The organism is Pseudomonas sp. R3-18-08, from assembly GCF_003852065.1.
Taxonomy (GTDB): domain Bacteria; phylum Pseudomonadota; class Gammaproteobacteria; order Pseudomonadales; family Pseudomonadaceae; genus Aquipseudomonas.
This window is the reverse complement of the sequence record NZ_CP027729.1, coordinates 152,523-177,552: the sequence shown is the minus strand read 5'-3', so window position 1 is coordinate 177,552 and position 25,030 is coordinate 152,523. Positions and strand designations below refer to the sequence as shown.

The 25,030-nt window shown below is 62.7% G+C and carries 20 protein-coding genes and 2 pseudogenes; 8 read left to right on the top strand and 14 right to left on the bottom strand.

The window, feature by feature from the left end:
- Position 1: 1 nt before the first annotated feature.
- Entirely contained in the window at positions 2–844 is an 843-nt protein-coding gene (locus C4J92_RS00750; RefSeq protein WP_124365084.1) for a sulfotransferase, read from the bottom strand.
- A 110-nt stretch (positions 845–954) separates the two neighbouring features.
- Positions 955–2,568, bottom strand: a complete 1,614-nt coding sequence (locus C4J92_RS00745; RefSeq protein WP_124402633.1) for a glycosyltransferase family 39 protein — start codon at positions 2,566–2,568, stop codon at positions 955–957.
- A 201-nt stretch (positions 2,569–2,769) separates the two neighbouring features.
- On the opposite strand from C4J92_RS00745, the gene C4J92_RS00740 reads away from it, so the two are divergent.
- On the top strand, positions 2,770–3,360 hold the full coding sequence (locus tag C4J92_RS00740) for a phage tail protein (protein ID WP_124360699.1): 591 nt from the start codon (positions 2,770–2,772) through the stop codon (positions 3,358–3,360).
- A gap of 49 nt (positions 3,361–3,409) precedes the next feature.
- Positions 3,410–3,718 (top strand): hypothetical protein, encoded by a 309-nt coding sequence (locus C4J92_RS00735; RefSeq protein WP_124365336.1) that lies wholly within the window; start codon positions 3,410–3,412, stop codon positions 3,716–3,718.
- On the opposite strand, the gene C4J92_RS00730 is transcribed toward C4J92_RS00735, so the two are convergent.
- Genes C4J92_RS00730 through C4J92_RS00715 form a run of 4 tightly spaced genes read right to left on the bottom strand, consistent with a single transcriptional unit; the run spans position 3,694 to position 8,403 of the window.
- A complete protein-coding gene (locus tag C4J92_RS00730; RefSeq protein ID WP_124402632.1) occupies positions 3,694–4,209 on the bottom strand; it encodes a GNAT family N-acetyltransferase in 516 nt (171 codons plus the stop codon). The genes C4J92_RS00735 and C4J92_RS00730 overlap by 25 nt on opposite strands.
- An 11-nt stretch (positions 4,210–4,220) precedes the next feature.
- The gene (locus C4J92_RS00725; RefSeq protein ID WP_124402631.1) at positions 4,221–6,317 is read right to left on the bottom strand and encodes an HlyD family efflux transporter periplasmic adaptor subunit; all 2,097 of its coding nucleotides are present in this window, start codon (positions 6,315–6,317) and stop codon (positions 4,221–4,223) included.
- The gene (locus C4J92_RS00720) at positions 6,317–7,636 is read right to left on the bottom strand and encodes an efflux RND transporter periplasmic adaptor subunit (protein WP_124402630.1); all 1,320 of its coding nucleotides are present in this window, start codon (positions 7,634–7,636) and stop codon (positions 6,317–6,319) included. Before C4J92_RS00720 ends, C4J92_RS00725 begins: the two co-directional genes overlap by 1 nt.
- Positions 7,633–8,403, bottom strand: coding sequence for an efflux RND transporter periplasmic adaptor subunit (locus C4J92_RS00715; RefSeq protein ID WP_124402629.1), 771 nt, complete (start codon positions 8,401–8,403; stop codon positions 7,633–7,635). The genes C4J92_RS00720 and C4J92_RS00715 overlap by 4 nt, the downstream gene beginning before the upstream one ends.
- A 159-nt stretch (positions 8,404–8,562) precedes the next feature.
- On the opposite strand from C4J92_RS00715, the gene C4J92_RS00710 reads away from it, so the two are divergent.
- The 5 genes and pseudogenes from C4J92_RS00710 (at position 8,563) to C4J92_RS00690 (ending at position 13,554) form a co-directional block, all read left to right on the top strand.
- On the top strand, positions 8,563–10,725 hold the full coding sequence (locus C4J92_RS00710) for an outer membrane assembly lipoprotein YfiO (protein WP_124402628.1): 2,163 nt from the start codon (positions 8,563–8,565) through the stop codon (positions 10,723–10,725).
- Positions 10,722–11,425, top strand: a pseudogene (locus C4J92_RS00705) (DUF3142 domain-containing protein). The gene C4J92_RS00710 and the pseudogene C4J92_RS00705 overlap by 4 nt, the downstream one beginning before the upstream one ends.
- Positions 11,426–11,495: 70 nt before the next feature.
- Positions 11,496–12,185 (top strand): hypothetical protein, encoded by a 690-nt coding sequence (locus C4J92_RS00700; RefSeq protein ID WP_124405743.1) that lies wholly within the window; start codon positions 11,496–11,498, stop codon positions 12,183–12,185.
- Between the two features lie 14 nt (positions 12,186–12,199).
- Positions 12,200–12,886, top strand: coding sequence for a hypothetical protein (locus C4J92_RS00695; RefSeq protein WP_124372363.1), 687 nt, complete (start codon positions 12,200–12,202; stop codon positions 12,884–12,886).
- On the top strand, positions 12,883–13,554 hold the full coding sequence (locus C4J92_RS00690) for a protein phosphatase 2C family protein (protein ID WP_124369122.1): 672 nt from the start codon (positions 12,883–12,885) through the stop codon (positions 13,552–13,554). Before C4J92_RS00695 ends, C4J92_RS00690 begins: the two co-directional genes overlap by 4 nt.
- Before the next feature lie 125 nt (positions 13,555–13,679).
- Here C4J92_RS00690 and C4J92_RS00685 read toward each other — a convergent pair whose 3' ends face one another.
- Genes C4J92_RS00685 through C4J92_RS00675 form a run of 3 tightly spaced genes read right to left on the bottom strand, consistent with a single transcriptional unit; the run spans position 13,680 to position 17,728 of the window.
- Positions 13,680–15,122 (bottom strand): efflux transporter outer membrane subunit, encoded by a 1,443-nt coding sequence (locus C4J92_RS00685; RefSeq protein WP_124402627.1) that lies wholly within the window; start codon positions 15,120–15,122, stop codon positions 13,680–13,682.
- On the bottom strand, positions 15,119–16,177 hold the full coding sequence (locus tag C4J92_RS00680) for an HlyD family secretion protein (protein WP_124402626.1): 1,059 nt from the start codon (positions 16,175–16,177) through the stop codon (positions 15,119–15,121). The genes C4J92_RS00685 and C4J92_RS00680 overlap by 4 nt, the downstream gene beginning before the upstream one ends.
- Positions 16,178–16,192: 15 nt before the next feature.
- Entirely contained in the window at positions 16,193–17,728 is a 1,536-nt protein-coding gene (locus C4J92_RS00675) for an MFS transporter (RefSeq protein WP_124402625.1), read from the bottom strand.
- Positions 17,729–17,913: 185 nt separating this feature from the next.
- On the opposite strand from C4J92_RS00675, the pseudogene C4J92_RS27375 reads away from it, so the two are divergent.
- Positions 17,914–18,009: pseudogene (locus tag C4J92_RS27375) on the top strand (N-acetyltransferase); the annotation flags it as partial.
- 55 nt (positions 18,010–18,064) lie between these two features.
- On the opposite strand, the gene C4J92_RS00670 reads toward C4J92_RS27375, so the two are convergent.
- The 5 genes from C4J92_RS00670 to C4J92_RS00650 all read right to left on the bottom strand — a co-directional run bounded on the left by C4J92_RS00670 (position 18,065) and on the right by C4J92_RS00650 (position 25,021).
- Positions 18,065–18,985 (bottom strand): LysR family transcriptional regulator, encoded by a 921-nt coding sequence (locus C4J92_RS00670; RefSeq protein WP_124369119.1) that lies wholly within the window; start codon positions 18,983–18,985, stop codon positions 18,065–18,067.
- 60 nt (positions 18,986–19,045) lie between these two features.
- Positions 19,046–19,912, bottom strand: coding sequence for a TauD/TfdA family dioxygenase (locus tag C4J92_RS00665; protein WP_124402624.1), 867 nt, complete (start codon positions 19,910–19,912; stop codon positions 19,046–19,048).
- Between the two features lie 199 nt (positions 19,913–20,111).
- Entirely contained in the window at positions 20,112–21,476 is a 1,365-nt protein-coding gene (locus tag C4J92_RS00660) for an HlyD family type I secretion periplasmic adaptor subunit (RefSeq protein ID WP_124360684.1), read from the bottom strand.
- Positions 21,466–23,622: a type I secretion system permease/ATPase gene (locus C4J92_RS00655; RefSeq protein ID WP_124365323.1), complete on the bottom strand. Its 2,157-nt coding sequence runs from the start codon at positions 23,620–23,622 to the stop codon at positions 21,466–21,468. The genes C4J92_RS00660 and C4J92_RS00655 overlap by 11 nt, the downstream gene beginning before the upstream one ends.
- A 40-nt stretch (positions 23,623–23,662) precedes the next feature.
- Positions 23,663–25,021 (bottom strand): TolC family outer membrane protein, encoded by a 1,359-nt coding sequence (locus C4J92_RS00650; protein WP_124369117.1) that lies wholly within the window; start codon positions 25,019–25,021, stop codon positions 23,663–23,665.
- Positions 25,022–25,030 lie beyond the last annotated feature (9 nt).

The following is a 25,030-nucleotide window of genomic DNA, read 5'->3' as shown; positions in this document are numbered from 1 at the left end:
ATCAACTGATCGCGGCGTTGGCCTTCATACGAATCACATTGGCGGCGCTGGCTGAGCCGTCCTGCCAAAACGACAACTCGGTGTACTGCTGGAACAAGTCCGGCGGCAGGATGGTGCGCCGCGACTGCAAACGCACCTTGGGCTGGACCTTGTGCAACCCGGAAACGCCCAGCGCCTCGTCGAATGCCGGCGCGTCGTAGGCGAGGTTGTCGAAGTCATGCTCAAACCATGGCTCGCCGATAAAATCGTAGACCAACCGCATGACCCGCTCCGGGGCTTGGCTGAGCAGGTCGTAATCGACGATCAGCAAAGAATCGGCATGCTCACCGTAATAGGCTTCCTTGAGCGCAGCCCAGGCAAACCCGACCAGACGGTTGCGCTGGGCCAGGGTTTCACAGCGGCTGTAGACCGTATTGCGCTCGACGTCATCGCCAAACAGCTTGGTGTTTTCGAAAGGATTGGCGCGATACAGGCGTTCCAGGCTGTCCATGATCCAGGCAACGTTGCGCACACAGGCGACGACCTTGGCCTGGGGAAACAGGTCGTGCAGCGCAGGCATGCGCGCGCACCACTGGCGGTTGGTGTCGAATACCACCGGGATGGAGGCTTTGTCGGCGTAGTAGGAATCAAACAGGCCGCGCAACAGGCGACGACGGGTGTTGGCATCGATGACCGAGCCAAACTCGCTGCCGGCGCTGCACTGCGCCAGCACACCATTGAACAAGGTGCCTAAAGGGCTGCTCATGCCGGCGTGAAAACGCGGGTTCTGCAATAAAATCGCAGAGAGCAGGGTCGAGCCGGAGCGCGGCAAGCCCGAGATAAAGTGATACTGCAATCCGTTCACCACTTTGTAGGACAAAAATCCGTTTGTGGGCCGCAGCGTAGTTGAGAAACACAGTGCCGACTAGCGATCATTTGCCACTATTTTGGCATGCCCCCAATACCGATTCGTGATTAGCGGCAACCGGCGGGCCGCGAAGGCTCTGGCCCGCCACACAGCACGAATAACCGCGCCCGCGCGCCGCCGCCGTCCTGCTGCAAAAGTTCTTGCCAGCCTGACGGAATCGGCGCGAATTCATCCGGCAGCTCGTTGCTGCTGATCAGCCAGACACGGCGGGTGTCGGGCGCTAAGGCAGACAGGCGGTCAAGGTAGATGCGCCCGCCGTCCTGATCCACCAGGGTGCCGAAGCCATAGGCATTCGGCCGAGTCGGCGTGCCGTCGGGCCTGGGCGGGGTGTAAAGCTGCAGTTGGGCGTCGGTCTGGTCGTAATACACGTAGCTGAGGTACCACATCATGTCGCTGAGAACGATGCGGTCGCCTTCCTGGTAGTTGCGGTTGACGAACTCCACCGGCACGTTGAACTGATCATGCACATCCACCGTGGCATTGTTTTTCAGCCCCAGCAGTTCCACTCCGACAAACACCACGCACAACGCCGCGCCCAGCCATGCCAGGCGCGTGGGCAGGCGGTCGATGGCCAGGGCCACAAGGATCGGCAAGCCCAGGGCGTATACCGTGAGGTAGCGCTCGATAAACACCGGCGAGATGAACGACACCGCATACACCAGCAGTAGCGGCAACAGGAAGAACAGCGCCAGCAGGCGGGCCGGGTGATGGCGCTCGCGATCCTGCCAGGCGGTGGCAATCACGACGGTGATCAACAACAGCGGGAACAGCCAGAACAGCGGTCGCCAGAAGTCCACGCCTTCATCCTGAAGCGTGAACTGCCAGATCATCGACGGCACTGAAGTCAACGTGACCGGGTCTTCCCAGCCAATGTCACCGCCGACCTTGAGCTGTTCGACGTGTTGCACGAGGTCAAGCAGGTTCGGCAGCCAGGGCAAATACAACGCCACGACCAGCGCATTGGCGCACCACCACGACGGACGCAGGATCAGGCGCTGGCCGGGCGCCTGGGACGGGCACAGCAGCCCCAGGTAAGCCCAGTGCACCAGCACGCACAGTGCCGTGAAGTAATGGGTATAGAAACCGGCGGCCATCAGCAGCGCATAAACGACCAGGTAACGCGTACGCGTGGGTTGGCGCACCCAGTACACCAGCGCCAGCGTGGCCCCCAGTAACCATACGGCCAGCAGCGAGTACATGCGCACTTCCTGGCTGTAGCGCACGGCGGAGGGGAACAACGCCAGCAGCACCCCCGCCAGCACCGCAGCGCGGCGGGTGGACAGTTGCCGCGTGAGCCAGACGCCCAGGCCTACCGCCAGCACGCCGGGGATCGCACTCATGCCGCGAATCGACCAGATGCCGTCGCCGAACAGTTCGATCCAGCCGCGCAGCATGAAAAAGTACAGCGGCGGGTGCACATCATGGGCGGCGTGAAACCACAGGTCGTCCAGGGCGTATTCGCTGAGCAGCAGGCTTGAGCCCTCATCGCCCCAGATCGCCGCAGCCGTCAGGCCATAAAACCGCACGGCCATGGCCAGCGCCAGGATCGGCACCCACCACAAACGGCTGAGCCAACCGGCGCCTTCCCAGGCGCTCGAAAGGCGATTGACTACGGAAAGTGCCGCCACTTTGTCGTCTTGTTCTACCACAGACCGTCGCACCTCAACTCCCCAGACACAGCCCGTTTACCAGGCAAACCCCACACATGCGCAAACACGCGCCACTCTAGGACAAAAGCCCCGGTTTCGCTCGCTGTTTCGCAACCGCCAGGCAGCAAGCAACAACGGCGACTACGCTCTGCGATGGCGCCGGACCGATTGGCGTCTTCCCCCCTGTCACGCCATCACAAGGATGAACGATCCATGGAAGTTTTCATCGGCACCATCCAACCCTTTGCGTTTGATTTCGCCCCCAGAGACTGGGCCCTGTGCGCCGGGCAAACCCTTGCCGTCAACCAGTACCAGGCGCTGTACGCCCTGCTCGGTGTCGTTTACGGCGGAAATGGCAGCGTCAGCTTCATGCTGCCTAACCTGCAAGGTCGAATGCCCATTGGTCAAGGCAGCGGCGCGGGGTTGTCGGCGCGCGTCATTGGCGAGATATCCGGCACGGAATCCGTCACCGCCACCCTGCTCAACCTGCCTGCCCACACCCACGCCATGACACCACTCACCGCCACCACCTCGGTGCAACTGGCGAACACCTCCAGCAACCCGCTGACAGTACCCAGCGCTACCAACGCGTTTATCGGCGCTTCCGGCGGTGGGCCAGGCAGCGCCGCAATCTATTCAGACCAGCAGGGCGCCACGCCGGTCCCTCTGCAGGGCGTGAGCACCGCCGTGGCCGGAGGCACGATCAGTGTCGCCGGCCAGGGCCAAGCCTTGGCCACCATGAACCCTTACCTTGCGATCAATTTCAGCATTGCCTTGAACGGGCTTTTTCCGTCGCGCGATTAACCCCTGGCCGGGGCTCGCAGGCCCCGGCATCTCTGAAATGGAGCCTCACATGTTGAACCTGGTCACCCCGGAACACTTTCGACCGTTGCTTGATGGCACCGCCGTGCTTTACCTGCCCGACGGTTCGGCGCTGCCGATCCAAGTCCAAAGCCTCAGCGAGACCCCCAAGGCCACCTTGCCAGGCAGCCCGCGCGGGGCCTTCAGGGTGCTGCTCGAAAGCCTTGTACCCACGGATTTCGTCGACGGCTTATGCCGTTTACCGCTGGCGGACGCCTGCCTCGAACAGGTGTTTGTGTCCCGCGAGCCCGCCATGGGCCGCGACAGCGAGCGAGGTTATTTCTGCATCGTGTTCAACTGAGACGGGTACCACACCAACCGCTGCGCGGCGGGCGTCTGTTCTTCCACCCGAAACCCCAGCGCCAGGTAATGCCGGCACGCATGGGGGTTGCTCGCCCAGACCACCGTGCTCACCGGGCACATCACCTGCGTGGCCGCCTGCTGCACCCCTTGCAAAACCGCGCGGCCAAAACCCTGGCCACGCGCGGTGGGGATGAATGCCAGGTACAACACCCGGATTTCATGGGCCCCGAAGTCGGCACTCAAGGCGCCGATAGGCGTGTTCAGTTTTTCGATGACATAGTGCAGCGCACCGGGAAAATGCTCGTCCAGGCCCTTTTCCTGGACCTGGAATTGCTGGGCGATCACCTCCTCGACCAGCGCCTGCTCGCCATCAATCCACTGCAGATCCGAACGTGCCGAGCGGTAAAGGCGCTGCAAAAACGGCCCGTCGGTACTGCGTGAGGGACGCATCACCAGGCCCTGCGCCAGGGCACCTTGCTTGTTCGACATTGCGTTCACTCCTAGAACCCGCTTTCCCGTACACCCAACGCCGCCGCCCGTCGCCAGGCCACGCCCAACACCGACTCACTGCGCCCCTGCAGCACCACCACGCCGCGCAATGGCTGACGGGGCGTTGCAATCGCTTGCAGACTTTTCAAGCGTGCGCCGTATTGCGCCTGCACCGGCTCCGGGCGCTGGTTTTCATCGCGGCGCACGGCAATCGGCCCGTGGTGGTCTGAGGTCAGCGCCTCCTGGTCCAGGTAGGCCACACCGTTGGCGTCGATATCGGTCAATTCCACCGGGATTGCCGCGTGCATCGGGTCATCGGCGATAAACCGTCCGGTGGCCCCCGGCGCCACCCGCCACAACTCGGCCTCGGCGATGTAACCGCGCAGGCGGGCGCCTTCTTCCACCACCCGCGCCAGCGAATCCTTGGGCGACAGCCAGCGCCCCACGCTCAATTGCGGCAGCACATCGCGCACCGTGCCGGCGTGAGGCGCGCGCAGCAGCAGGCGTTCGCGCTGGGCGGCCAGGCCACGGTATTCGGCGAGGGCCTGGGACAGGCGCTGATCATTGATGCCGGCGTCCACTGCCGTTTCACTGCGCCCGGCCTGGCGGCGCATCTGCAACTGCAAAATCTCCACTTCGCGACGCACGATGCGTTGCCGGGCGTCCAGGTCCGGTGATTCCAGCTCGATCAGCACCTGGCCCTGGGTCACCACTTGCCCGTCCACCACCCGCAAGTGCTTGACCCGCGCCGCCACCGGCGCATGCAGCGCACTGGCGCGCCCGGCTTCGAGCATGGTCGGCAGCTCCACCGCGCTGCGCCAGGGCACCACCAGCGCGAGCACCACCAGCACCAGGCCCAGGCTGCTGAGCATGACCCGCGGCGCATGGGCCTGGCTGCGTCGGCTCCACCATTGGCGCCACTCCTTGAAGATCGGCAGGCCGATAAACCACACCAGTTCCACCCCCATCAGGACGATCCCCAGCAGCTTGAAAAACAGGTGATACACCGCCAGGGCGATCCCTAAAAACAGCGCCGCGCGCCACAGCCACGCCAGGTAGCCCCACCACAATAGCCGGCGTTGCATATTCGGCGACCACGGCTCCGGTGCCGGTTCGCCATACCCGAACAGCAGCTCGCGCAAGCGCCAGCGACACAGCGCAAAGGCGCGACCTTGCAAGTTATCCACCTCCCACCAATCGCTGATCAGAAAGTAACCATCGAAGCGCATGAATGGGTTGAGGTTGATCGCCAGGGTGGTCAGCCAGGTGGCGCTTGCCAGCATGAACGCTGCCGTGCGCGCCGGGCCGTCCGGCAGCAGCGACCAGGCCAGCAGGGCGATGCACGCCAGCAACAACTCGGCCATGACCCCACCGGCGCCGATCATCAAGCGCGCGCGACGATCATTGACCCGCCAGGCGTCGCTTACGTCGGTGTAGAACATCGGCAGCAACACCATGAATGCCACGCCCATGCTCTGCACCCTGCACCCGGCGCGCTTGGCCATAAAGGCATGGCCGAATTCATGGCACAGCTTGGCAAAGAACAGCGCCACGCCAAACGCCAGGGCGCCGCCCAGACTGAACAGATGCGGAAACGTCGCCACAAAGCGCTGCCAGTCGCGGGCGACCAGAAACACCCCAAGCGCCAAAATGATCGGCAAGCCGTAGCGCAGCAACCCAGGGCCAAAGCGCGCCAGCAGCGGCCAGGCACGGTTGAGAAACGCATCCGGGCGCCACAGCGGAATCCGGAAAAACAGGTATTGATGCAGCAGCACCTGCCACAGGCTTTGTTTGCGCGCGGCAGATTTGTCGAGGTAACTGGCGCGCTGCTGCGGGTCGAGGGCGGCGATCAGGTCGTGGGCGCGCAGAAAACCCAGCAGTTCATCCACTTCACTGCCGCCCAACGCCAGGCCCGGCTCGCGGTTGGCGGCCTGCAGGACTTTTTCCGGGTCCCCCAGGGACCAGTGGCGCAGCAAGCGAATGGCGGTGGCGCCCAGTTTGAAATAGCGCCCGCGCACCGGGTCGGCCAGGGTCCAGCGCGGCGAACCGTCCAGGGCCGCGCCGGCGCTGGACAGTTGCAGGTCTTCACGCAGTTTGGGCAAGTCCATCAGAGGCCCACGCTCTGGCGCAGGCCTGCCAGCGGCCGCCGCAACAGGTACAGCGCCAACGGCGCGCGTTCGCCAAACAACTTCGCCGTGCCGCGCAGGCCGATACGCGGCGGCGCTTCATCGAATTGCGCATCCAGGCGATAGGCCAGTTGGCCACCCGGTGTGGGCTGCGCTTCATAGGCTGCGCGTTGCAAGGTCGCCAGGTGGCGATGCAAAGGGTCGCTGTCGAGGAACAGCGCTACCTGGGCGTTCGGTTCCAGGGCGATCGCATCGCCTACCGCCAGCTCAATGCGCAACTCGGCCTGGTCGGGGTCGGCAATCTGCAACAGGCGCTCGCCGGTTTGCACGGGCTTGCCGGTCCAGCGCTCGGCGTCGGCGAAGACGGCGATACCGTCGCGCTCGGCGCGCACTTCGCTGCGCTTGAGCAGTTCGCGGGCGTAATCGCGTTCGGCGCGTTTTTGCTCGACCCGGGCCGCCAGCAGGTCGATACGCGAATTCGATTCGGCATCGGCAAAAGCCCGCTGCGCGCTGGCCTTCAACTCGGCCTCGGCCACGCCCAGGGCACGCGCCGACACATCGGCCTGGGCCGTGAGAGTGGTGCTTTCGAAACGCAGCAACAGGTCACCGGTTTTTACCGCCTGGTTGGGCTTGACCAAAAACTGTGCAATCACCCCATCCAGCGGCGCCGCCACCACCTGCCCGGCCAGCGGCACCACTTCGGCGGGCGCCAGCACGGATTGGCGCACCGGAATCAGCAGCAACAGCAGCAAGGCGACCACCACCATCAGCCGGCGCTTGCGGGTCAGGTGCAACCGCCACGGCCGCTGCGGCTGCAGCGCATGCCAGGCATGGCTGCAGGTGTCGCCCAATTGCGCCAGCAACACTTGCTCGGCCGGATTCCACGAGGTATCTCGCGCCAGCCACAAACCACCGAACACTCGGCCCTGGGGGTCGATCAACGGCAACCAGAACACCTGGCCGGCAGACAGACTTTGCCAGTCCGCCCGCACCGCCTCGCTCAACTGCTCCGCCGGCACGACGCGTGCGGTCTGGGCCAGCGCCTGCTTGTGCAACTGCGCCACCGCCTGCTCGACAAAGGCCACGAACGGCGCATTCGGGTCGACGTTACTCACGGCTGTCACCGCCTGCACCTTGCCGGCGATCAACAGTGCGGCATGCCGATAGCCGAACAGCGGCTGGCTGTCATTGACCAGGCTGTAGGCCAGTTGCTCGGTGGTGCGCGCGGCGCGGGTCTGGCGTTCCAGGTCCAGAAACTGCGCAAACACCCGCTCGCTGCTGCCCGGCATCGGGGCGTTCATTGCAATTGCGCAAAGTGTGCGGTGCCACTCATGCCTGCCATCAACCCGGCGGCGTTGGGTAAAGTGGCGACCAGCAGCAGCGTCTGGCTGCCCTCGTCAATGCGCGCGCCGAGTCGTTTGACCGTGGCGCTGAACGCCTGGCCGGTTTCATCGGGGGTAAAGGTGAAGGTCTGGCCGGGCTTGAGCTTGTCCATCCAGCGTGACGGCACCAGCAGGTGGATTTCCAGGCTGCGGTTGTCGACGATTTCCAGCAGCGGCGCCCCGGCCGACACGCTTTCATAGCGTTGCACCTTGCGTTGCACCACCTGGCCGTCATACGGCGCCAGCACGCTGCAACGCTTGACCTGCACCTGGTAGACCTGGGACTGGGCCTGGGTTTCGCTGAGTTTGGCTTCGGCGCGGGCCACTTCAAAGCGCCCGACTGAATTGAGCGCCGCCAGCTGTTTGTTGTGGGCCAGCTCTTCACCGGCGCCACGGCTGGCAGCCTGGGCGGCATTCAGTTGCGCCTGGTAGGCCGAGCAATCGAAACGCGCCAGGGTGTCGCCCTTCTTGAACGACTCGCCCTCACTGAACGGCAGTTCGACGATGCGCCCCGACAACTCGCTGGCCAGCATCGCCTGGTCGCGGGCCCGTAACACGCCTCGCGCCTCGTCAGTGCCGGCGGCAGCCGCCGGCGGGTGATCCAGCAAGGGGTCGTCCGCCATGGCGACAGGCGCCACGCCCATCACGCAGGCAACACTCAACAGCCATAGCCGCAATAGCTTCATACGATCCTCCCTGATGAAGAACGCAGTCTATGTCAGCAAGGTTAAAACGCCACTACCCTCAATCGGACAAATCCGTGATTTGTGTGAGCGTTCACCGAAGCTGGGGTCGGATCACGCTATGATTGCCGTCCTCCAAGGACCCAGGATCAAGGACACGTCATGCGCATCGGTTTTTTGTCACCTCTGGCACTGGCCCTGCTGGCCGGTATTCCCCTGGCGGCCCAGGCCAGTTCCGACGACTCGTGCTATCCCGATTGGCGGGTGTCGCGTGACAGTCTCGAACCCTGCAGCAACCAACCCTTTCTCAGCCCAGGCAACGATAGCCGGGTAAACCTGCGCCTGTTGCTGGCCGACAAAAAGGCCGCGCCCCTGGCGCCGAATGCCCTGGGCGAAGACGACCTGGCACAGGGTTTCGGCCCGGTGCCGTTTCCGGTGTATCGCCTGGTGCCGGTTCCAGCTGCAGAGGACGAACCCGATAACCAAGCGGACGATTCGCGCACCGCCGAGCTCGACACCCTGCTCGCGCCGCTGGGCATCAAGCGTGAGGAGTACAAGACTGCAGGCGAAGCGTTTCTCGATGGTGAAGGCAGCCGCTGCCGCAGCAACGCTGATGACAGCGCTACCGCGTTTATCAGCCAGGTGATCAAGGCCGATATGCCACCCGCCGAGCGCGACCTGCTGGTGAAAGCACGTTTGCAGCTGCTGACCACCTGTGACTGGGACGGCCAAGTGGTGGATGCGCAGCTGACCCCCTCGGCCAGCGCCCAACTGTTTCGCACTTATCTGCAGGCCGCCGCTGACTTCTACAGCGGCCGCTTCGGTAACGCCGAGCGCGGTTTCGCCGCCGCCGCGACCAGCGATGTGCCCTGGCTGAAGGAAACCGCGCTGTACATGACCGCGCGCACCTCGCTGAACCAAGCCCAGGCCGAAGCCTTCGACGAATACGGCATGCCCCAGCGCGAGCATGTGGACAAGGCTGCGTTGAGCGACGCCGAAGAAGGCTTTCTCGGCTACCTGAAAACCTACCCGCAGGGCGCTTACGTCGCGTCCGCCCGTGGCCTGCTGCGCCGGGTGCACTGGCTGGCGAATGACGAGACCAGGCTCGCCGCAGACTTCACCTGGCAATTCACCGAAGCCAGCGACGCCCAGCGCAATGTGAGCGTGGACGCGTTGGTGGAAGAAGCCGACCTCAAATTGCTGATGACCAGCAACCAGGCGGCCAACAGCCCGATGCTGCAACTGGTCAGCGACCTGATGGCCATGCGTGCCCATACCCCGCCCCTGTTGAGTCGCGAAGCCCTCGACAAGCAAAAGAGCACCTTCGCCAACGAGCCGGCCTTGTTCGACTACCTGCAAGCGGCGTATGCCCTGTACGTCGAGCACCAACCCGACACGGCCCTGAAGCATCTGCCGACGGACCTGCCGTCAAACCTGGATTACTTCGCCTTCAGCCAGCAGACCCTGCGCGCCCTGGCCCTGGAAGCCAAGCAAGACTGGAAAGGCGCCGAAGCGCTGTGGCTGCAACTGCTGCCGCTGGCCAAGCAACCGCTGCAACGCGACCAATTGGAGCTGGCACTGGCGATGAATTACGAGCGCAGCGGCCAACTGGCCAAGGTGTTCGCCGCCGACTCGCCGATCAGTGCCAAACAGGTGCGCTACATCCTGCTGCGCAACGTGGCCGGTCCCGACCTGTTGCGCCAGCAGATCGCCAAGGCCAACGACCCGACTGAACGCCAGACCGCCCAATTCGTGCTGCTCTACAAAGACCTGCTGCACCGCCAGTTCGCGACCTTCGCCGACGACCTCAAGCAGGCCTCGCTGTCTGACGACAAACTCGGCACCAGCCTGGGTTACACCTACAGCGGCGGGCAAAGCCTGAAGCTGTTCCAGTGGAACGGTGACAAGGCCGAATCCGGCTATGCCTGCCCGAGCGTCGCGCAAACCGCCGCGACCTTGCAAAGCGACGCAAAAAACCCGCAAGCCCTCAACTGCCTGGGGGAATTTATCCTGCGCAATGGCCTGGACGGCATGCCGCTGGAGCAGGCCCGCGCCACCGGCAGCCTTGGCAGCACCGCCTCGGAGTTCAAAGGTGAAACCTTCTCGCGCCTGGACGGCTACCAGCAGGTGATCGCCAATGCCAAGGCGCCCAAAACCGACCGGGCCTACGCGCTGTTCCGCGCGATCAATTGCTACGCGCCGGCCGGCTACAACAGCTGCGGCGGCGAAGACGTGGCGCCGGCCGTGCGCAAAGGCTGGTTCCGCCAGCTCAAGAGCGGTTACGCCGACACCCAGTGGGGCAAATCGCTGCAGTACTACTGGTGAAAATGCTGTGGCTGGGCCTGCTGTTGCTGGCAAGCCCGGCCTTCGGTGCTGTTGACGCCCGTGACTACGACGCTTTCTGGCTGTGGAGCGGCGTCGCGCCCCAGCCGGTGCTCAAGCAGGCCAGGACCCTCTACATCCTGCAGGGCCAGATCAACTCCACCCGCCGCGCGCCGCAACGCGGTGTGCAACTGATCGCCCAGGGCATGAGCGTGCCGCGTATCACCCAGGGCGACATCTGGGTGGTCTACCGCGCCCATACTCTGCGATGGCCGGAACAGGTCTACACCCAACTGCTTGGCCAGGTGCAACGCTGGCGCGAGGCGGGCAACCCGGTGGTCGGCATCCAGATCGACTTTGACGCCCGCACTCAATACCTGCACGAATACGCAACCTTTCTGCGCGACCTGCGCCAACGCCTGCCGACCGACCTGCGCTTGAGCATCACTGGCCTGATGGACTGGAGCAGCAACGCCGACCCCGCCGCCATCGCCCAGCTCAAGGGCGTGGTGGATGAAGTGGTGGTGCAGACCTATCAAGGGCGGCACAGCATCCCCGACTACGCCGCGTATTTGCCCCGCATGAACCGGCTGGGCGTGCCGTTCAAGGTCGGCCTGATTCAGGGCGGGGAATGGCAAGCGCCGGGGTATTTGCAGGGAGTGAGTGGTTTCGGGGGTATGTGGTGTTTTTGCAGAATCGTTGACAGGGAGGCTGGCTTTATGCAAGAAAGTGTCCTCTGTCCGCGGACAGAGGACAATAACTTTTGGGGCCATATGAAAAGTCAAGACATTGTAGTCCTGTTCAAACTGATCAGCCTCGAACTACAGGCCAAAGGGGAGCGCGTAAAAAAACGGGTGTTCTCTGTTGAAAAAGAGACCGCGTCCCTCGGTTTTCAAAGTCTTCCGACCTATATTGAAAACTTCGAAACCGTACAACTTTCAACAATGGATGACTGGCGCGGGTGGGATGACGCTGACGAGGATTCTGAAGAGCACGCTTCACAAAACTACTCTGTGAGAGCTCTGTCCTCAGCGTTGGGTCTGAGCAAAACCGAAGTGTCTTCCTCCCTGAATCGTTGCAGGGAAATCGGCTTGATTTATACAAGGCACATCGATGGAATCCCGCTGGTAAGAAGCACAGCGCTGCTCGATTTAGTTACGCACAGCATTCGCTATATTTTTCCGGTTAAGCCTGGCGCTATCGTCCGAGGCATTCCAACGGCCTTTGCCGCACCGGTATTGGCAGGCAAAGTGATGAGCGGGGGCGACCTTATTCCCGTCTGGCCAGATGCCTACGGAAAAAGCAAAGGGCAGGCAATTACACCGTTGTACAAAACCGTTCCCGGCGCCGTGAAGAAAGACGAGCTTCTCTACCATTTCCTGGCCCTCGTTGATGCCATCCGCATCGGCGGACCGCGTGAGACCAAAGTCGCCGACGCTATGCTGCGGGAGTGGATACTGTGACGTCCAACCGAACAATGATGCTGCAGATGCTGGAGGAGGTTGCCGAGGCCTTGGGCGAAGAGTTATGCGAGCAAGTCGCCTTTGTCGGCGGATGCACCACTGTCTTGCTTATCACTGATGAATACACACTGGAGTCAATTCGCGGTACCGATGATGTGGACTTGGTCATTCATCTGACAGGCACCGCTGATTGGTATCGGCTGGAAGAAAAACTCAAACCTCGAGGTTTCAAAAATACTGGCCAAGACTCGGTAACCTGCCGTTTACGACTGGGCCAGTTGAAAGTCGACTTCATGCCGACGCAGGAGAGCGTCCTAGGCTTCGCCAATACTTGGTTCGTGGGCGGGTTAGAACGCGCGATTGGCTACACCCTGCCCAACGGAACGCGGATCAGAGTGTTCGCCGCACCTTGGTTCCTCGCAGCCAAATTGCAGGCTTATCAGGGGCGCGGTCATGGTGATGTACTGATGTCCAACGACATTGAGGACATCATCGCCCTGCTGGATGGCAGGGAAGAACTCATCGAAGAAGTGAAACTAGCGCCTCACGAACTGCGGCATTTCGTGAGCGAACAATTTACGGCACTGCTTGCGTTACCCGCATTTGAGGACGTGATCCAAAGCACCGCCCAGGATCCAGCTCGTGCGGCGTTGATTCACGAACGACTGACCGCGTTGATTGGATTCGGAGCAACCGCTTGATTCTGCAATTGAGCTTGAGTCGACAAGGAACCGATAGGATAGAGAACCGCGATGTCAGCGGCTCGGCACACAATGCTGGCGCATACCTCTACGTGATTGCCGACGGCACTTCAAAACCAAAGAGTGGCGAATTGGCAAGCGCTTTGAGTCACCACCTGCTTGAGTGTTTTCGCCATGCGCAACCCGTTGTGGTGTCTTGTCCTGAACACGCCCTGACGCTAGTGCTTACTTCCCTCGACGAAGTGCATTCAAACATTTGTCCAGACTTTCCATTGGCGTCCACCAGCTACCTTGTATTGCTGGTAGTTGGTCACACAGCTATCTCCATTCACGCAGGTGATTGCTGCCTGGGTCATCTGGAGAAATCTCAATGCCTTAACTGGGTGAGTTCACCTCACTGCGGTCCAAACTGGAAAGGCGACCTGAGCCATTCATTCATCGCCAACTCCCCAGCTCGTAAAACACTGCTCAACTGCATGAGCCACCGGCGGGCCCACGAGCCTCACATTCAATCCGTGCAGATTGCCCAAGACACCCTATGGATCATGGCGACAGATGGATTCTGGGCCGAACTCTCAGCCGAGGACCAATTCAAGGCCATCATGGAACGCACCCTTGACGGGTGCATAGCCGAAGACGACGTCACGTTCATGTTAATGCGCACGTAAATACGTAATTACCAGTCGCAGGTCACGCTCGACACAGCCTTTCGCCCTTCGTCGTAGTAGCAATCCAAATTACTGGTGCGCTGCCAGACGTAGGTGTTGTTGGTATACCCGACTTCCCACAGTCATCAGCGAACGGCGTGCAACGGATACACCGACTCCCAGCCGCCACCCAGCGCTTTATACAAGCCCACCATCGCCAACGACACACCGGTAGAGCTTTCCACCCACTGTTCCTGGGTCGCCAGCAGCGCGCTTTGCACGGTGAGCACGTTGACGAAATCCGCCACGCCTTCGACGTACTGGTGTTGCGCGGTGGTCAAGGCGATCTGGTTCTGGCGCACGGCTTCGGCGAGGCTGTCGCGGCGCAGTTGGCTGGCGTTGTAGCGGGTCAACTGGTCGTCGATTTCATGCCAGGCGCGCAGCACGGTTTGCTGGTAGGCCAGCGCCGCTTCCTGTTGCTGGGCTTCGCGCAAATTCACCATGCCTTGCAGGCGCCCGCCGTTGAACAGCGGCAGGCTCAATTGCGGGCCGAAGGCAAAGGCGCGCGAGCCCCAGGAGCCGAGATCCGCGAGCTGCATGGCCTGGGAGCCAAGGCTGCCGGACAGGGTGATGCGCGGGTAGAAATCACCCTTGGCCACGCCGATGCTGGCGGTGGCGGCGTGCAGGCGGGCTTCGGCCTGGCGGATGTCCGGGCGGCGCTCGGCCAATTCCGACGGCAGGCCGATAGCGACCTGGCGCTGGGTCTGCGGCACGGCGGCGTCCTTGGACAGTTGCGCGTGCAGGGCTTGCGGAGGCTCGCCCATCAGCAGGCTCAGGGCGTTGATCAACTGGTCCTGACGCTGCTGCAAATCCGGCAGGCGCGCTTCGATGGCGGCGACTTGGGCGGCGGCTTCGGCCACGTCCAGGTCGGTCGCCACGCCATCGGCCAGGCGCAGTTGCGAAAGCTTGAGGCTGTGGCGGGCGACGTCGAGGTTCTGCTCGGTGACGGCGCGGGTGTTTTGTACGCCGCGCAGTTGGATGTAGTCCTGGGCGGTCTCGGCCAGCACCGACAGCAACACGGCGCGGCGGTCGTTTTCGGCGATTTCCAGGGTGGCGTCGGCGGCTTCGGTCTCGCGCTTGACCCGGCCCCAGAAGTCCACTTCCCAAGCGGCAGAAAAGCCCAAGTCCCACTGGTTGAACGCCGAGCGGCCGTTCTCGCCGGAGGGGTCGTTCAAACCTTTGCCGCTGTTGCGCTTACGCTGGTAAGCGCCGCCCGCGTCGACGTTGGGGTAACGCTCGGCGGTGGTTACCTGGCGCACGGCGCGACTTTGTTGCAGGCGGCTGCTGGCCAGTTTCAGGTCGAGGTTATCCCTGAGGGCGCGGCGTGTGAGGGCCGACAGTTGCTCGTCGTGGAATACGTCCCACCAGCGCTCCTGCAATGGGTCACTGGTGGCGCGACTGGCCGCCTGACGCCCCTGGGGCTCAGTCCATTGGGCCACAGACGGACCCTGCGGCCGCTGGAAATCCGGGCCGACGGTGCAAGCGCTCAAACTGATCAGGCTCAGGGTGAGCCAGGCGAGATGTCTCATTGCTGGGCCACCTCATGTTGTTGCGCGACGGCGTGGGTGTCGACGCTGGCTTCCACCGACATCCCTACGCGCAAGCGTTCGGTCAGCGGTTGGTTTGGCTCAAGCACAATCTTCACCGGAATACGCTGCACCACCTTGGTGAAGTTACCGGTGGCGTTGTCCGGCTTGACCGAGGCAAAGGTCACCCCCGTGGCAGGCGCCAGGCTTTCCAGATGGCCGTTGAGCAACTCGCCATCGAGGCTGTCGACCCGCACCTGCACGGCTTGGCCGGCCTGCATGTGTGACAGCTGGGTCTCCTGGAAATTGGCCACGACATAGGCTTGGGCCAGCGGCACCACGGCGAGGATCTTGCTGCCCGGCGTGACATAGGCGCCAACCCGTACCGCACGCTCACCGACCATGCCGTCCACCGGCGCGACGATGCGGGTGTAGGACAGCTGATAACTGGCCATTTCCAGCGCGGCCTGTGCGCGCTTTAGACCGCCCTCGGCGGCGTCACGCTGGGCGGTGAGGATTTCCACTTGCTTGCGTTCGGCTGCCAGCACCGCCGTGGATTTGGCCAGGCGCGCGGTGGCCTGGTCGATGCGGGTCTTGGCTTGCTGGGCGTTCTGCACGGTGCCCGCGCCGACGCCGGCGAGGTGGTTGTAGCGGTTCAGTTCGTGTTCGGCAAACGCTACTTCGGCGCGATCTGCGGCCACGGTGGCTTGGGCCTGGGCGATCACCGAGCTTTGGCGTTCAAGGGTCGCGGTGGCGTTTTTCAGTTGGGCCTGGGCGACCAAGGTGTCGGCGTCGGCAGCCTGGGCGGCGGCGCGAAAGTCACGGTCGTCGATCAGCGCCAACAGCTGGCCGGCTTTGACACGCTGGTTATCTTCCACCAGCACTTCCTTGATGAACCCGGCAACACGGGGTGCAACCAGGGTGAAGTCGGCGGCGACGAAGGCGTCGTTGGTGGTCTGGCGCTGGCTGCCCAGGATGCCCGGCGTAACCAGGTACACCAGCACACCCACGGCAAATACGGCGATGACGGAGACGGCAATTTTGTCTTTGCGTTTCATGAGAAATCCTTGGGGTCAGGTCGGTGCACGAGGCGGGAAAATCCGCGTGGGCATCCAGAAAATCAGCAGGATCAACGCCACCGCGACACCGGCCATGACGACATACAGATCCGAAGAGGTGAGCACCACGGTCTGCTCGTGCAGGCGGTGCGCCAGGCCCGGCGCGTCGCCGTCGGCCAGGGGCGAGTTGCCCAGGCGGTCCACCAGCATGGTCGAGTGGAAATGCCCGCGCTGGGTGGTCAGCGTATCCAGCACCGCCGTGGCGATCACGGCGGACAGGCCCTTGACGGTGTTGAACCACGCCGAGGCGAACGGCCCTTCGATGGGTTGAATACTGCCGGTGGACAGCATCAACAACGGCAGAACCGCCATCGGTTGACCAAAGATCTGCAGCAGGTACCAGCCATAAAAGTCATCGCGGATCCACGCCGAGGTCAGGTGCGAACTGCCGATGCAGCACAACGCCAACATGCCCAGCCCCATGCCCAGCACCCAGCGGCAATCGACCCAGCGCAGATTGCACAGCGCCGCCACCAGCGGCAGCGCGATCAACTGCGGCAGCGCCATCAGCAGCATCACCGGCGCGGTTTGCAGCGGCCGGTAGCCCTGGACCTGGGCGAGAAAACTCGACGGGATGATGATCACCGAGGTCAGCACCATCAACACCCCGGCCAGTACGATCAAGGCGAACGACAAGTTGCGCAGGCCGAGCATCTGCAGCTTGAAGAATGGCAGCGGCTGCGACCATTCGTTGAGCATGAACAACACCAGCAGCAGCGCGCCGCCACTGAGCAAAAAGGTGATCAGGCCCGACTCGAACCAGTCCAGGCGATTGCCTTGCAACAGGCCGATCACCAGCATGCAGATCGCCGGAAAACCCAACAGCAGACCACGCCAGTTGAACTGTTTGAAGCGTTCCAGGCGCAGCGGATCCTGCGGCAAGCCGTAGGCCACGGCGGCCATCGCCAACAGGCACGGCCCGACGATCTGCCAGAACGCCCATTGCCAGCCGACGTATTCGGTCCACAGCGCCGCCAATGGCGTGCCCAGGCTCGGGCCGAAAGTGGCGGTCAGTGCATAGCCGGCCAACCCATACAATTTGACGTTGGCCGGCAGAAAGCGCAGCGCCACGGTCATCAGCATCGGCGGCAACGCGCCACCGGCCAGGCCTTGCACGGTGCGCAGCAGCAACAGGCTTTCGTAGTTCGGTGCAAACGGGCACAGGATGCCGAGCAGCGTAAACACGCCAATGGCACCCAGGGTGAAACGGCGCAGGGAGAGCGTCACCGCGCACCACGGCGCGAATGCCATGGCTGCGACGGAAGTGGCGGTGTACGCCGCGACCAGCCAGGTGCCTTCGTCAAAGCCGATGTATAGCGCACCACGGATATCGGCGAGGGCGACCTTGGTCACCATTTCGTTGAGGCCGGACACCAGCACCGCCAGCAACACGCCGACCAGGCCAATGATGATGCGCGGGCCGAACACCGGTGGGCTGGGCGCAGTGGGTTTGGCTGCGGCCTCGAAGGCGGGGGCAGCGAGGGAAGTCATGGACAGGTAACTCGGAATGGGGAATACCCGAGTAGTTTAATCAGGCAAATGCATGACAAAAAGTGACTTGTTGGCAGGTTATAAGTGCGTCATACGCAATCCACCGGGTAATGCAGGGCTTTTAATGTGGGAGGGGGCTTGCCCTAATGCCGGTCAGTTAAGAAGTAGCAGGAGCGAGAACTAACTTGTGGCGAGGGAGCTTGCTCCCGCTGGGGCGCGAAGCGGCCCCAAACAATGGGACTGCTGCGCAGTCCAGCGGGAGCAAGCTCCCTCGCCACAGGTTCGGTGTCGCCTTAACTGACTGGCATTAGGGCTTGCCCCCTCCCACATTTGATTTCAGCCCGGTTGGGCTTCCAGCCAGGTGGCGTGGCAGCTCTCGCGCATGGTCTCGCGCAGCCATTTGTGCGCCGGGTCTTTATCGAAGCGCGGGTGCCAGGATTGCGCCAATACCAGGGTCGGCAGCGAAATCGGCAGGGCGAACGAGCGCAGCGGCAGCTTCAGGCGCCGGGCGCTCAGGAGGGCTTCCTTGGGCACCGGCAGCAGCAGGTCGGAGTCGGGCAGCATGAACATCGCGCCGTGAAAGCCGGGAGCGATCATTGCCACGTGACGCTCCAGGCCCTGGGCATTCAAGGCGGTATCGATAGGCCCACGGGCGATGCCGCGTCGCGAGATGCTGATGTGGGAATAGCTGGCAAACCGAGCGGCGGTGATCTCTTCGTCGAACAGCGGGTGATCTTCCCGGGCGAGGCCGACAAACGTGGTCGAGAACAGGTTCTGCACCTTCACTTCAGGCCCGGCCGGCATGGTATTGCTCACCCGCAGGTCCAACCGCCCTTCGCGCAGCGCTTCATCGTCGGTGTCGCCTTCGGGCACGAAGCGCAGTTCGCAGAACGGCGCCGCGCGTTGCAGGGTGTCGAACAGCCGACCGCCATACACACCGATGAAAAAGTCATTGGCGCGCACACTGAAGCGACGGCGCAAAGTGCTCAAATCGACTTGGTCCGCCGAGCGAAACAACAACGCCGCCTGCTCCACCACGTTGCGCACCTGGCCTTGCAGCTCAAGCGCCTTGGGCGTCGGCACCAGGCCGCGGCCGGCACGCACCAGGATCGGATCACCCACCGCCTCGCGGATACGCGTGAGGGTACGGCTCATGGCCGCCGGGCTCAGGTTCATCCGTCGCGCGGCGCCCACCACGCTGCCTTCATCGAGCAAGGCGTCGAGCGCGACCAGCAGGTTCATGTCGGGTAGTTGCATGCCAAGCACTCGTGTTCGGTCGGGAGTGAACTGGACGCAATCCTAGCAGGCTTTAGCGGTTCAGAACGGCGCGTCACCCTGGATGGTGGTGCGGAACAATTTGCGGCGCAGATGGCTCGGGCAGCCGGCCGCCAGGTGGATCAGCGAGCGGTTGTCCCAGAACACCAGGTCATGGGGCTGCCACTGGTGGCGGTAGATGTTTGCCGGCAGCACGCTGTGGGCGTAGAGCTGGGCCAGCAGGTCGCGGCTTTCGTCCTCTGGCAGGCCGACGATGCGGGTGGTGAAGCCTTCACTGACGAACAGTGCCTTGCGGCCGTTTTCAGGGTGAGTGCGCACGATGGGGTGCTCCACTTCGGCCACTTGGGCGAGCTGTTCAGGGGTCAGGGTGGGACGCCAGTTGCCCTCGAATTTGCTCTCGCTGTAACGCGCGGTATAGGAATGCGCGGCGCGGCGCCCTTCGACGGCGTTGCGCAGGTGCTCGGGCAGTTGCTCCCAGGCTTTGTGCATGTCGGCAAACAGCGTGTCGCCGCCTTCGGACGGCAGTTCCTGGGCATGCAGCATCGAGCCCAGGCTGGGCAGCTCCTTGTACGACAGGTCCGAGTGCCAGAATTTGCCTGCATCGCCCAGGCCGATGGATTGGCCGTTTTCGATGATGTTGGAGACGATCAGGATCTCCGGGTGATTGGCCAGCAGGAACTGTTTGAGCACATGGATTTGCAGCACGCCAAAGCGGCGGCTGAAGGCGATCTGTTGTTCGGGGGTGATGCGTTGGTCGCGGAACACGATGACGTGGTGGTCCAGGTGCGCGCGATGGATGCGGGCGAAGTCCTGGTCGTTGACGGGTTGGGATAGATCCAGGCCGATGATTTCGGCGCCGACACTGCCGGGGAAGGGGCGGATGTCGAAGGTTTGGTTGATGGTGGACATTGGATTCACTTCCGGCAGACAGGGGAGTGAATTTATAGGTCTAAGAATGGAAGTTTAAATACTTTTAGGGCATATCCATATGCATTGGGTGATGCTGATGGCCTCATCGGGAGCAAGCCCCCTCACACACTTGATTTGTGAACGCATTCAAATGTGGGAGGGGGCTTGCCCTCGATGAGGCCGGAGCAGGCGCTAGAGATTACCGCTCGTGCAACGCCTCGGCCCGCGCCTTGATGATCGGCTTGAGCAGGTAGCTGAGGATGCTTTTCTTGCCGGTGATAATGTCCACCGAGGCGACCATGCCGGGGATGATCAGCAGCGGCTTTTCATCGGTGCCCAGGTGGCTGCGGTCGGTGCGCAGGGTGATCATGTAGTAGGTGGTTTTCTTGTCTTCATCGGTGATGGTGTCGGCGCCGATGCGTTCGAGCTTGGCCTTCAGGCCACCGTAGATGGTGTAGTCATAAGCGGTGAATTTGACCACCGCTTCTTGCCCAGGGTGCAGGAACGCGATGTCTTGCGGGCGGATCTTGGCTTCCACCAGCAGGGTATCGTTCAGCGGCACGATTTCCACCATGTCACTGCCCGGCTGGATCACGCCGCCGACGGTGTTGACCAGCAGCTGCTTGACGATCCCGCGCACCGGCGAGGTGACCAGGGTACGGCTGACACGGTCTTCCAGGGCGCGACCGGTGGATTCGGCCTTGTTCAGTTCGGTGCGGGCCTCGTTGAGTTGGGTCAGGGCTTCGCTGCGGAATTTGCCACGGGTTTCGTCGATCTTGCGCTGCACTTCCTTGATCGCCGATTCGGCGCGGGGGATTGCCAGGGTGGTGGCGTCCAGCTGGCCGCGGGTTTCCATTTCGGCGCGTTTGAGGCGCAGCACTTCCACCGGCGACACCGCGCCCTGGGCCACCAGCGGCTCGGACATGTTGATTTCCTGGCGTTGCAGGGACAACTGGCTGCGGTACTGGCCTTGCTTGGAGGTGAACTCGCGCAATTCCTGCTGGCGCTGCACCAGTTGTTCCTGCAAGCCGCCAACTTCGTCTTTCAACTGCTGGCGACGGCTTTCATACAGCGAGCGTTCGTTGGCGGCCTGGCTGGGCGCGGCCTTGAGCACCTCGTCGGGAATGTTCAGTGGGCGATCATCCACTTGCGCACTCAGGCGTTCGACGCGTAATTGCATGGCCAGGCGCAGGGCTTCGGTTTCTCCGGCGTTGGACACGAACCGCGTGTCATCCAGGCGAATCAGCGGCGCACCGGCCTCGACGATCTGGCCTTCCTTGACGTACAGCTCGGCGACGATACCGCCTTCCAGGTTCTGGATTTTCTGCAATTTGGACGACGGAATCGCCTTGCCGTCGCCACGGGTCACTTCGTCGATTTCGGAGAAACCCGCCCACACCACCAGGAACAGGAAGAAGGCAATGATGGCCCAGATGGTCAGGCGGATGACTCGCGGCGCATCTTCGATCAACGCTTTGTTGACCTCGGGCAGCGGCTGGCCGTGCAGCGAGTCGGAACCTTTGAAGTAGCGGCCGACCGCGTTTTTGATGGAGTTAAGCAACACTGATCTGCCCCTTCTTCAACGCTTCCATGACCACGGCTTTCGGGCCGTCCGCAAGAATCTGCCCACGGTCAACCACCAGCAGGCGGTCTACCAGGGAGAGCAGCGAGGCACGGTGCGTCACCAACACCACGGTCTTGTTTTGCACGACGGCGTGCAGGCGTTGTTTCAAGCGTTCTTCACCGGTGTTGTCCATGGCGCTGGTGGGTTCGTCCAGCAGCAGGATGGGCGGGTTGAGCAGCAGCGCACGGGCCAGGGCGACGTTCTGGCGCTGGCCGCCGGACAGGTTCTGGCCACGCTCGCCGACTTGCAGTTCGTAGCCTTGCGGGTGCAGGCGCGCGAATTCGTGCACGCCGGCCAATTCCGCCGCCTGCAGGACCATTTCGTCTTCGACGTAGCGTGCACCGCTGACCAGGTTGTCACGCAGGGTGCCGGCCAGCAGTTGGATATCCTGGGCGACGTAGCCGATGTTGTGGCGCAGTTCGCTGACATCGATCTGGCGCACGTCCACGCCGTCCACCAGCAACGCGCCGGAGTCAGGCTGGTAAAGGCCGACGATCAATTTGGCCAGGGAGCTTTTGCCCGAGCCGCTGCGGCCGATGATGCCGATCTTTTCCCCTGGCTTGATCACCAGGTTGATGTTTTTCAGCGCAGCGTTCTGTTGGTTCGGATACGTGAAGTTCAGGCCCCGGCACTCGATGGCGCCTTGCAGGGTGCGGCGGCTCATGGGGCGCTCTTCGAAGTTGCGCTCCTGGGGCAGTTCCATCATCTGGTCCACCGAGGTCATGGTGACCTTGGCTTGCTGGTAGCGCGTGAGCAGGCCCGACAGCGAGGCCAGCGGGCTCAACGCGCGGCCACTGAGCATGTAGCAGGCAATCAGGCCGCCCATGCTCAAGTTGCCGTCGATGATCTGGTACACGCCGAACACGATCATGATCACGCCGGCCAGTTGCTGGATCAGCAGGGTCATGTTCATCGACAGGCCCGACAGCAACTTCACCCGCAGTTCGAGCCGGCTCAAGGTGCCGATGGTCTGTTCCCAACCGTACTGGCGTTCGCTCTCGGCGTTGTTGACCTTGACCGCATCCAGCCCGGCGAGGGTCTCGATCAGGCTCGACTGGCGCTCGGCGGCCAGGGCCATGGTGCGTTCCATGGTCGCGACCAACGGCTTCTGCAGCGCGTAGCCGATACCCAGGGCAATCGGGAACGCCAGCACCGGAATCCACACCAGATGGCCGCCGAGCAGGGCGATCACCAGGAAGATCAGCAGTGTGAACGGCAGGTCGATCAGACTGGTAAGGGTCAGCGAGGCGAGGAAGTCGCGCAGGCTCTGAAACTCATGGATGTTCTGCGCAAAGCTGCCGACCCGCGCCGGGCGGTACTTCATCGACATGCCGACGATGCGCTCGAACAAGGTGGCGGAGATGATCAGGTCGGTTTTTTTACCGGCCAGGTCCAGGCACAGACTGCGCAGGCTTTTGAGCACCAGGTCGAACAGGTACGCGCCACAGATGCCCACGGCCAGCACCCACAGGGTGGCGGTGGCCTGGTTCGGCACCACGCGGTCGTACACGTTCATCACGAACAGCGGCGCGGCCATGGCGATGATGTTGATCAAAAAACTGGCGGCGATGGCGTCGGTGTACAGCCAGCGCGAGCGCTTGAGGGTGTCGCGAAACCAGGACCGCGCCCGCGGGATCAGGGTGCCATGGTTGACGTCGAATTTGTGCTGCGGTTGGGCGAAGAAGACTTTGCCGATGTAGTCAGCGGCCAGCAGTTCGCGCTTGATCAGCACTTCCCCGCCGTCGCTTTCGCTGAGCAGCACCCGCGCTTCATCGTCGCCCTGCCAGCCGACCAGCACAGTACTGCGCCCGTCCTTGAGCAGCAGCAGCGCTGGCAACGCGATGGCCGGAATCTGTTCGAGCTTGCGTTGCAACAGCCGGCCCTGCAGCCCGGCACGCGCGGCGGCACGCGACAACAACTCGGCACTCAGGCGCTGCGAAGGCAGCGGCAGGCCGGTGGTGAGCATGGCCGCGCTGGCCGGTTTCTGGTGCAGGGCGCAGAGTGCCAGCAACCCGTCGAGTAACGGGTCGTCGTGCAGCGTGCGTGGATCATGACTGAGATGAACTCGACTGACTTCGGATTCCACGCGGTGCACTCTCGACTAACAGATGGGGCTATGGGGTGACTCAGTTCATCCCAGGCAGCTGGACTTTGGGCTTCACATCGTTTTGCACGATGGAGGCCATTGGAGCGACTACGCCTTGGCTTTTGAGCAATTGGCCCATGGTCGCCTTGATTCGGTACTGAGTAAATAACTGAATGTTCTTGATCTCTTCCAGACGACGCGAAGCGGTGAACAATTCGTTCTCGCTGTCGAGCAAGTCCAGCAGGGTACGTTGGCCCAGGCTGAACTGTTGCTGGTAGGAGGTGCGCACGCGGGAACTGTGGTCCACATACTGCTGGGCCACCGGCAGTTGCGCGTTGGCGTTGTTCAGGGCGTTCCAGGCCAGGCCCAGTTCTTCATTGAGCTGGCGCAGCGCGTTGTTGCGGATGTCCAGGGCCTGGTTGGCCTGGTACGACTTCGATTGCAGGTCGGCCTTGTTGCTGCCACCGGCAAACAGGTTGAAGCGCATGCGCACCATGGCTTCCCAGCCGTTGCTGTGGTTGGCGTCACCGCCGACGTTGTTGTCGGCGTTAGTGCCAAGCTCAGCATCAAAGCGCGGGTAGAAGCTGGACTTGGCGGCGGCATACTGCTCCTCGGCGGCAGAGATGTCCGACTCGGCCGAGCGCAGGACCGGGCTGTTGTCGAGCATCTGGCGACGCGCTTCATTCAGGTCGGCCGGGAGCATGGCCATGAACGGCGCCGGGCGCTCAAGCTGGTCGGGCATCTGGCCTACGGCGCTGAGGTAGTTGGTTTGCGCATCCGCCAGGTTGGTCTGCTCGGTGATCAGGTTGTTGCGGGCCTGGGCCAGACGCGCTTCGGCCTGGTCCTGGTCGGCGCCGTTACCGACGCCACGCTGGGTGCGCAGCTTGATCTGATCGTAAATGCGTTCGTGGTTGCGCAGGTTGTCTTCGGCCAGGCGCACGAACTCGCGACGGGTCAACACTTCCAGGTAGACCTGGGCAACGGTCAACGCCGTGCGCTCGGATGTACCGAGCAGGGAGTAGGCACGGGCGTTGACGTTGGCTTGTTGACGCCCGACTTCGCTGGAGGTGGCGAAACCGTCAAAAATCATTTGTTGCAGGCGCAGGCTGGACTCGCCGCGATTGAGGGTTTCCCAGTGGTTGCCGCCCGTGCCATTGGCGAGGCGGGTGGAGGCGTTATCGGTGCCTGCACGGCCATAGCCGGCATTCAAATCGACACGCGGCAGATACCCGCCCTGCGCCGCACGCAACTGGTAATCGGCGGCGATACGGCTGTTCACACCTGCCTGAATCTCAGGGTGCACATCCAGCGCCTGCTGCATGGCTTGGGGCAATGTTTGGGCTTGGACAAAACTGGCGGCGAGAACGAACGGTATTGCCTTAAGCAGGTGCAGACGCATTAAAAAATT

What these genes read in the sequence shown, in the direction of transcription:
- C4J92_RS00725 (WP_124402631.1), bottom strand. Translation starts at nt 6,317, where the DNA reads ATGGACTTGCCCAAACTGCGTGAAGACCTGCAACTGTCCAGCGCCGGC.
- C4J92_RS00685 (WP_124402627.1), bottom strand. Translation starts at nt 15,122, where the DNA reads ATGAGACATCTCGCCTGGCTCACCCTGAGCCTGATCAGTTTGAGCGCT.
- C4J92_RS00675 (WP_124402625.1), bottom strand. Translation starts at nt 17,728, where the DNA reads ATGACTTCCCTCGCTGCCCCCGCCTTCGAGGCCGCAGCCAAACCCACT.
- C4J92_RS00670 (WP_124369119.1), bottom strand. Translation starts at nt 18,985, where the DNA reads ATGCAACTACCCGACATGAACCTGCTGGTCGCGCTCGACGCCTTGCTC.
- C4J92_RS00730 (WP_124402632.1), bottom strand. Translation starts at nt 4,209, where the DNA reads ATGTCGAACAAGCAAGGTGCCCTGGCGCAGGGCCTGGTGATGCGTCCC.
- C4J92_RS00650 (WP_124369117.1), bottom strand. Translation starts at nt 25,021, where the DNA reads ATGCGTCTGCACCTGCTTAAGGCAATACCGTTCGTTCTCGCCGCCAGT.
- C4J92_RS00720 (WP_124402630.1), bottom strand. Translation starts at nt 7,636, where the DNA reads ATGAACGCCCCGATGCCGGGCAGCAGCGAGCGGGTGTTTGCGCAGTTT.
- C4J92_RS00740 (WP_124360699.1), top strand. Translation starts at nt 2,770, where the DNA reads ATGGAAGTTTTCATCGGCACCATCCAACCCTTTGCGTTTGATTTCGCC.
- C4J92_RS00735 (WP_124365336.1), top strand. Translation starts at nt 3,410, where the DNA reads ATGTTGAACCTGGTCACCCCGGAACACTTTCGACCGTTGCTTGATGGC.
- C4J92_RS00715 (WP_124402629.1), bottom strand. Translation starts at nt 8,403, where the DNA reads ATGAAGCTATTGCGGCTATGGCTGTTGAGTGTTGCCTGCGTGATGGGC.
- C4J92_RS00680 (WP_124402626.1), bottom strand. Translation starts at nt 16,177, where the DNA reads ATGAAACGCAAAGACAAAATTGCCGTCTCCGTCATCGCCGTATTTGCC.
- C4J92_RS00695 (WP_124372363.1), top strand. Translation starts at nt 12,200, where the DNA reads ATGATGCTGCAGATGCTGGAGGAGGTTGCCGAGGCCTTGGGCGAAGAG.
- C4J92_RS00700 (WP_124405743.1), top strand. Translation starts at nt 11,496, where the DNA reads ATGAAAAGTCAAGACATTGTAGTCCTGTTCAAACTGATCAGCCTCGAA.
- C4J92_RS00665 (WP_124402624.1), bottom strand. Translation starts at nt 19,912, where the DNA reads ATGTCCACCATCAACCAAACCTTCGACATCCGCCCCTTCCCCGGCAGT.
- C4J92_RS00710 (WP_124402628.1), top strand. Translation starts at nt 8,563, where the DNA reads ATGCGCATCGGTTTTTTGTCACCTCTGGCACTGGCCCTGCTGGCCGGT.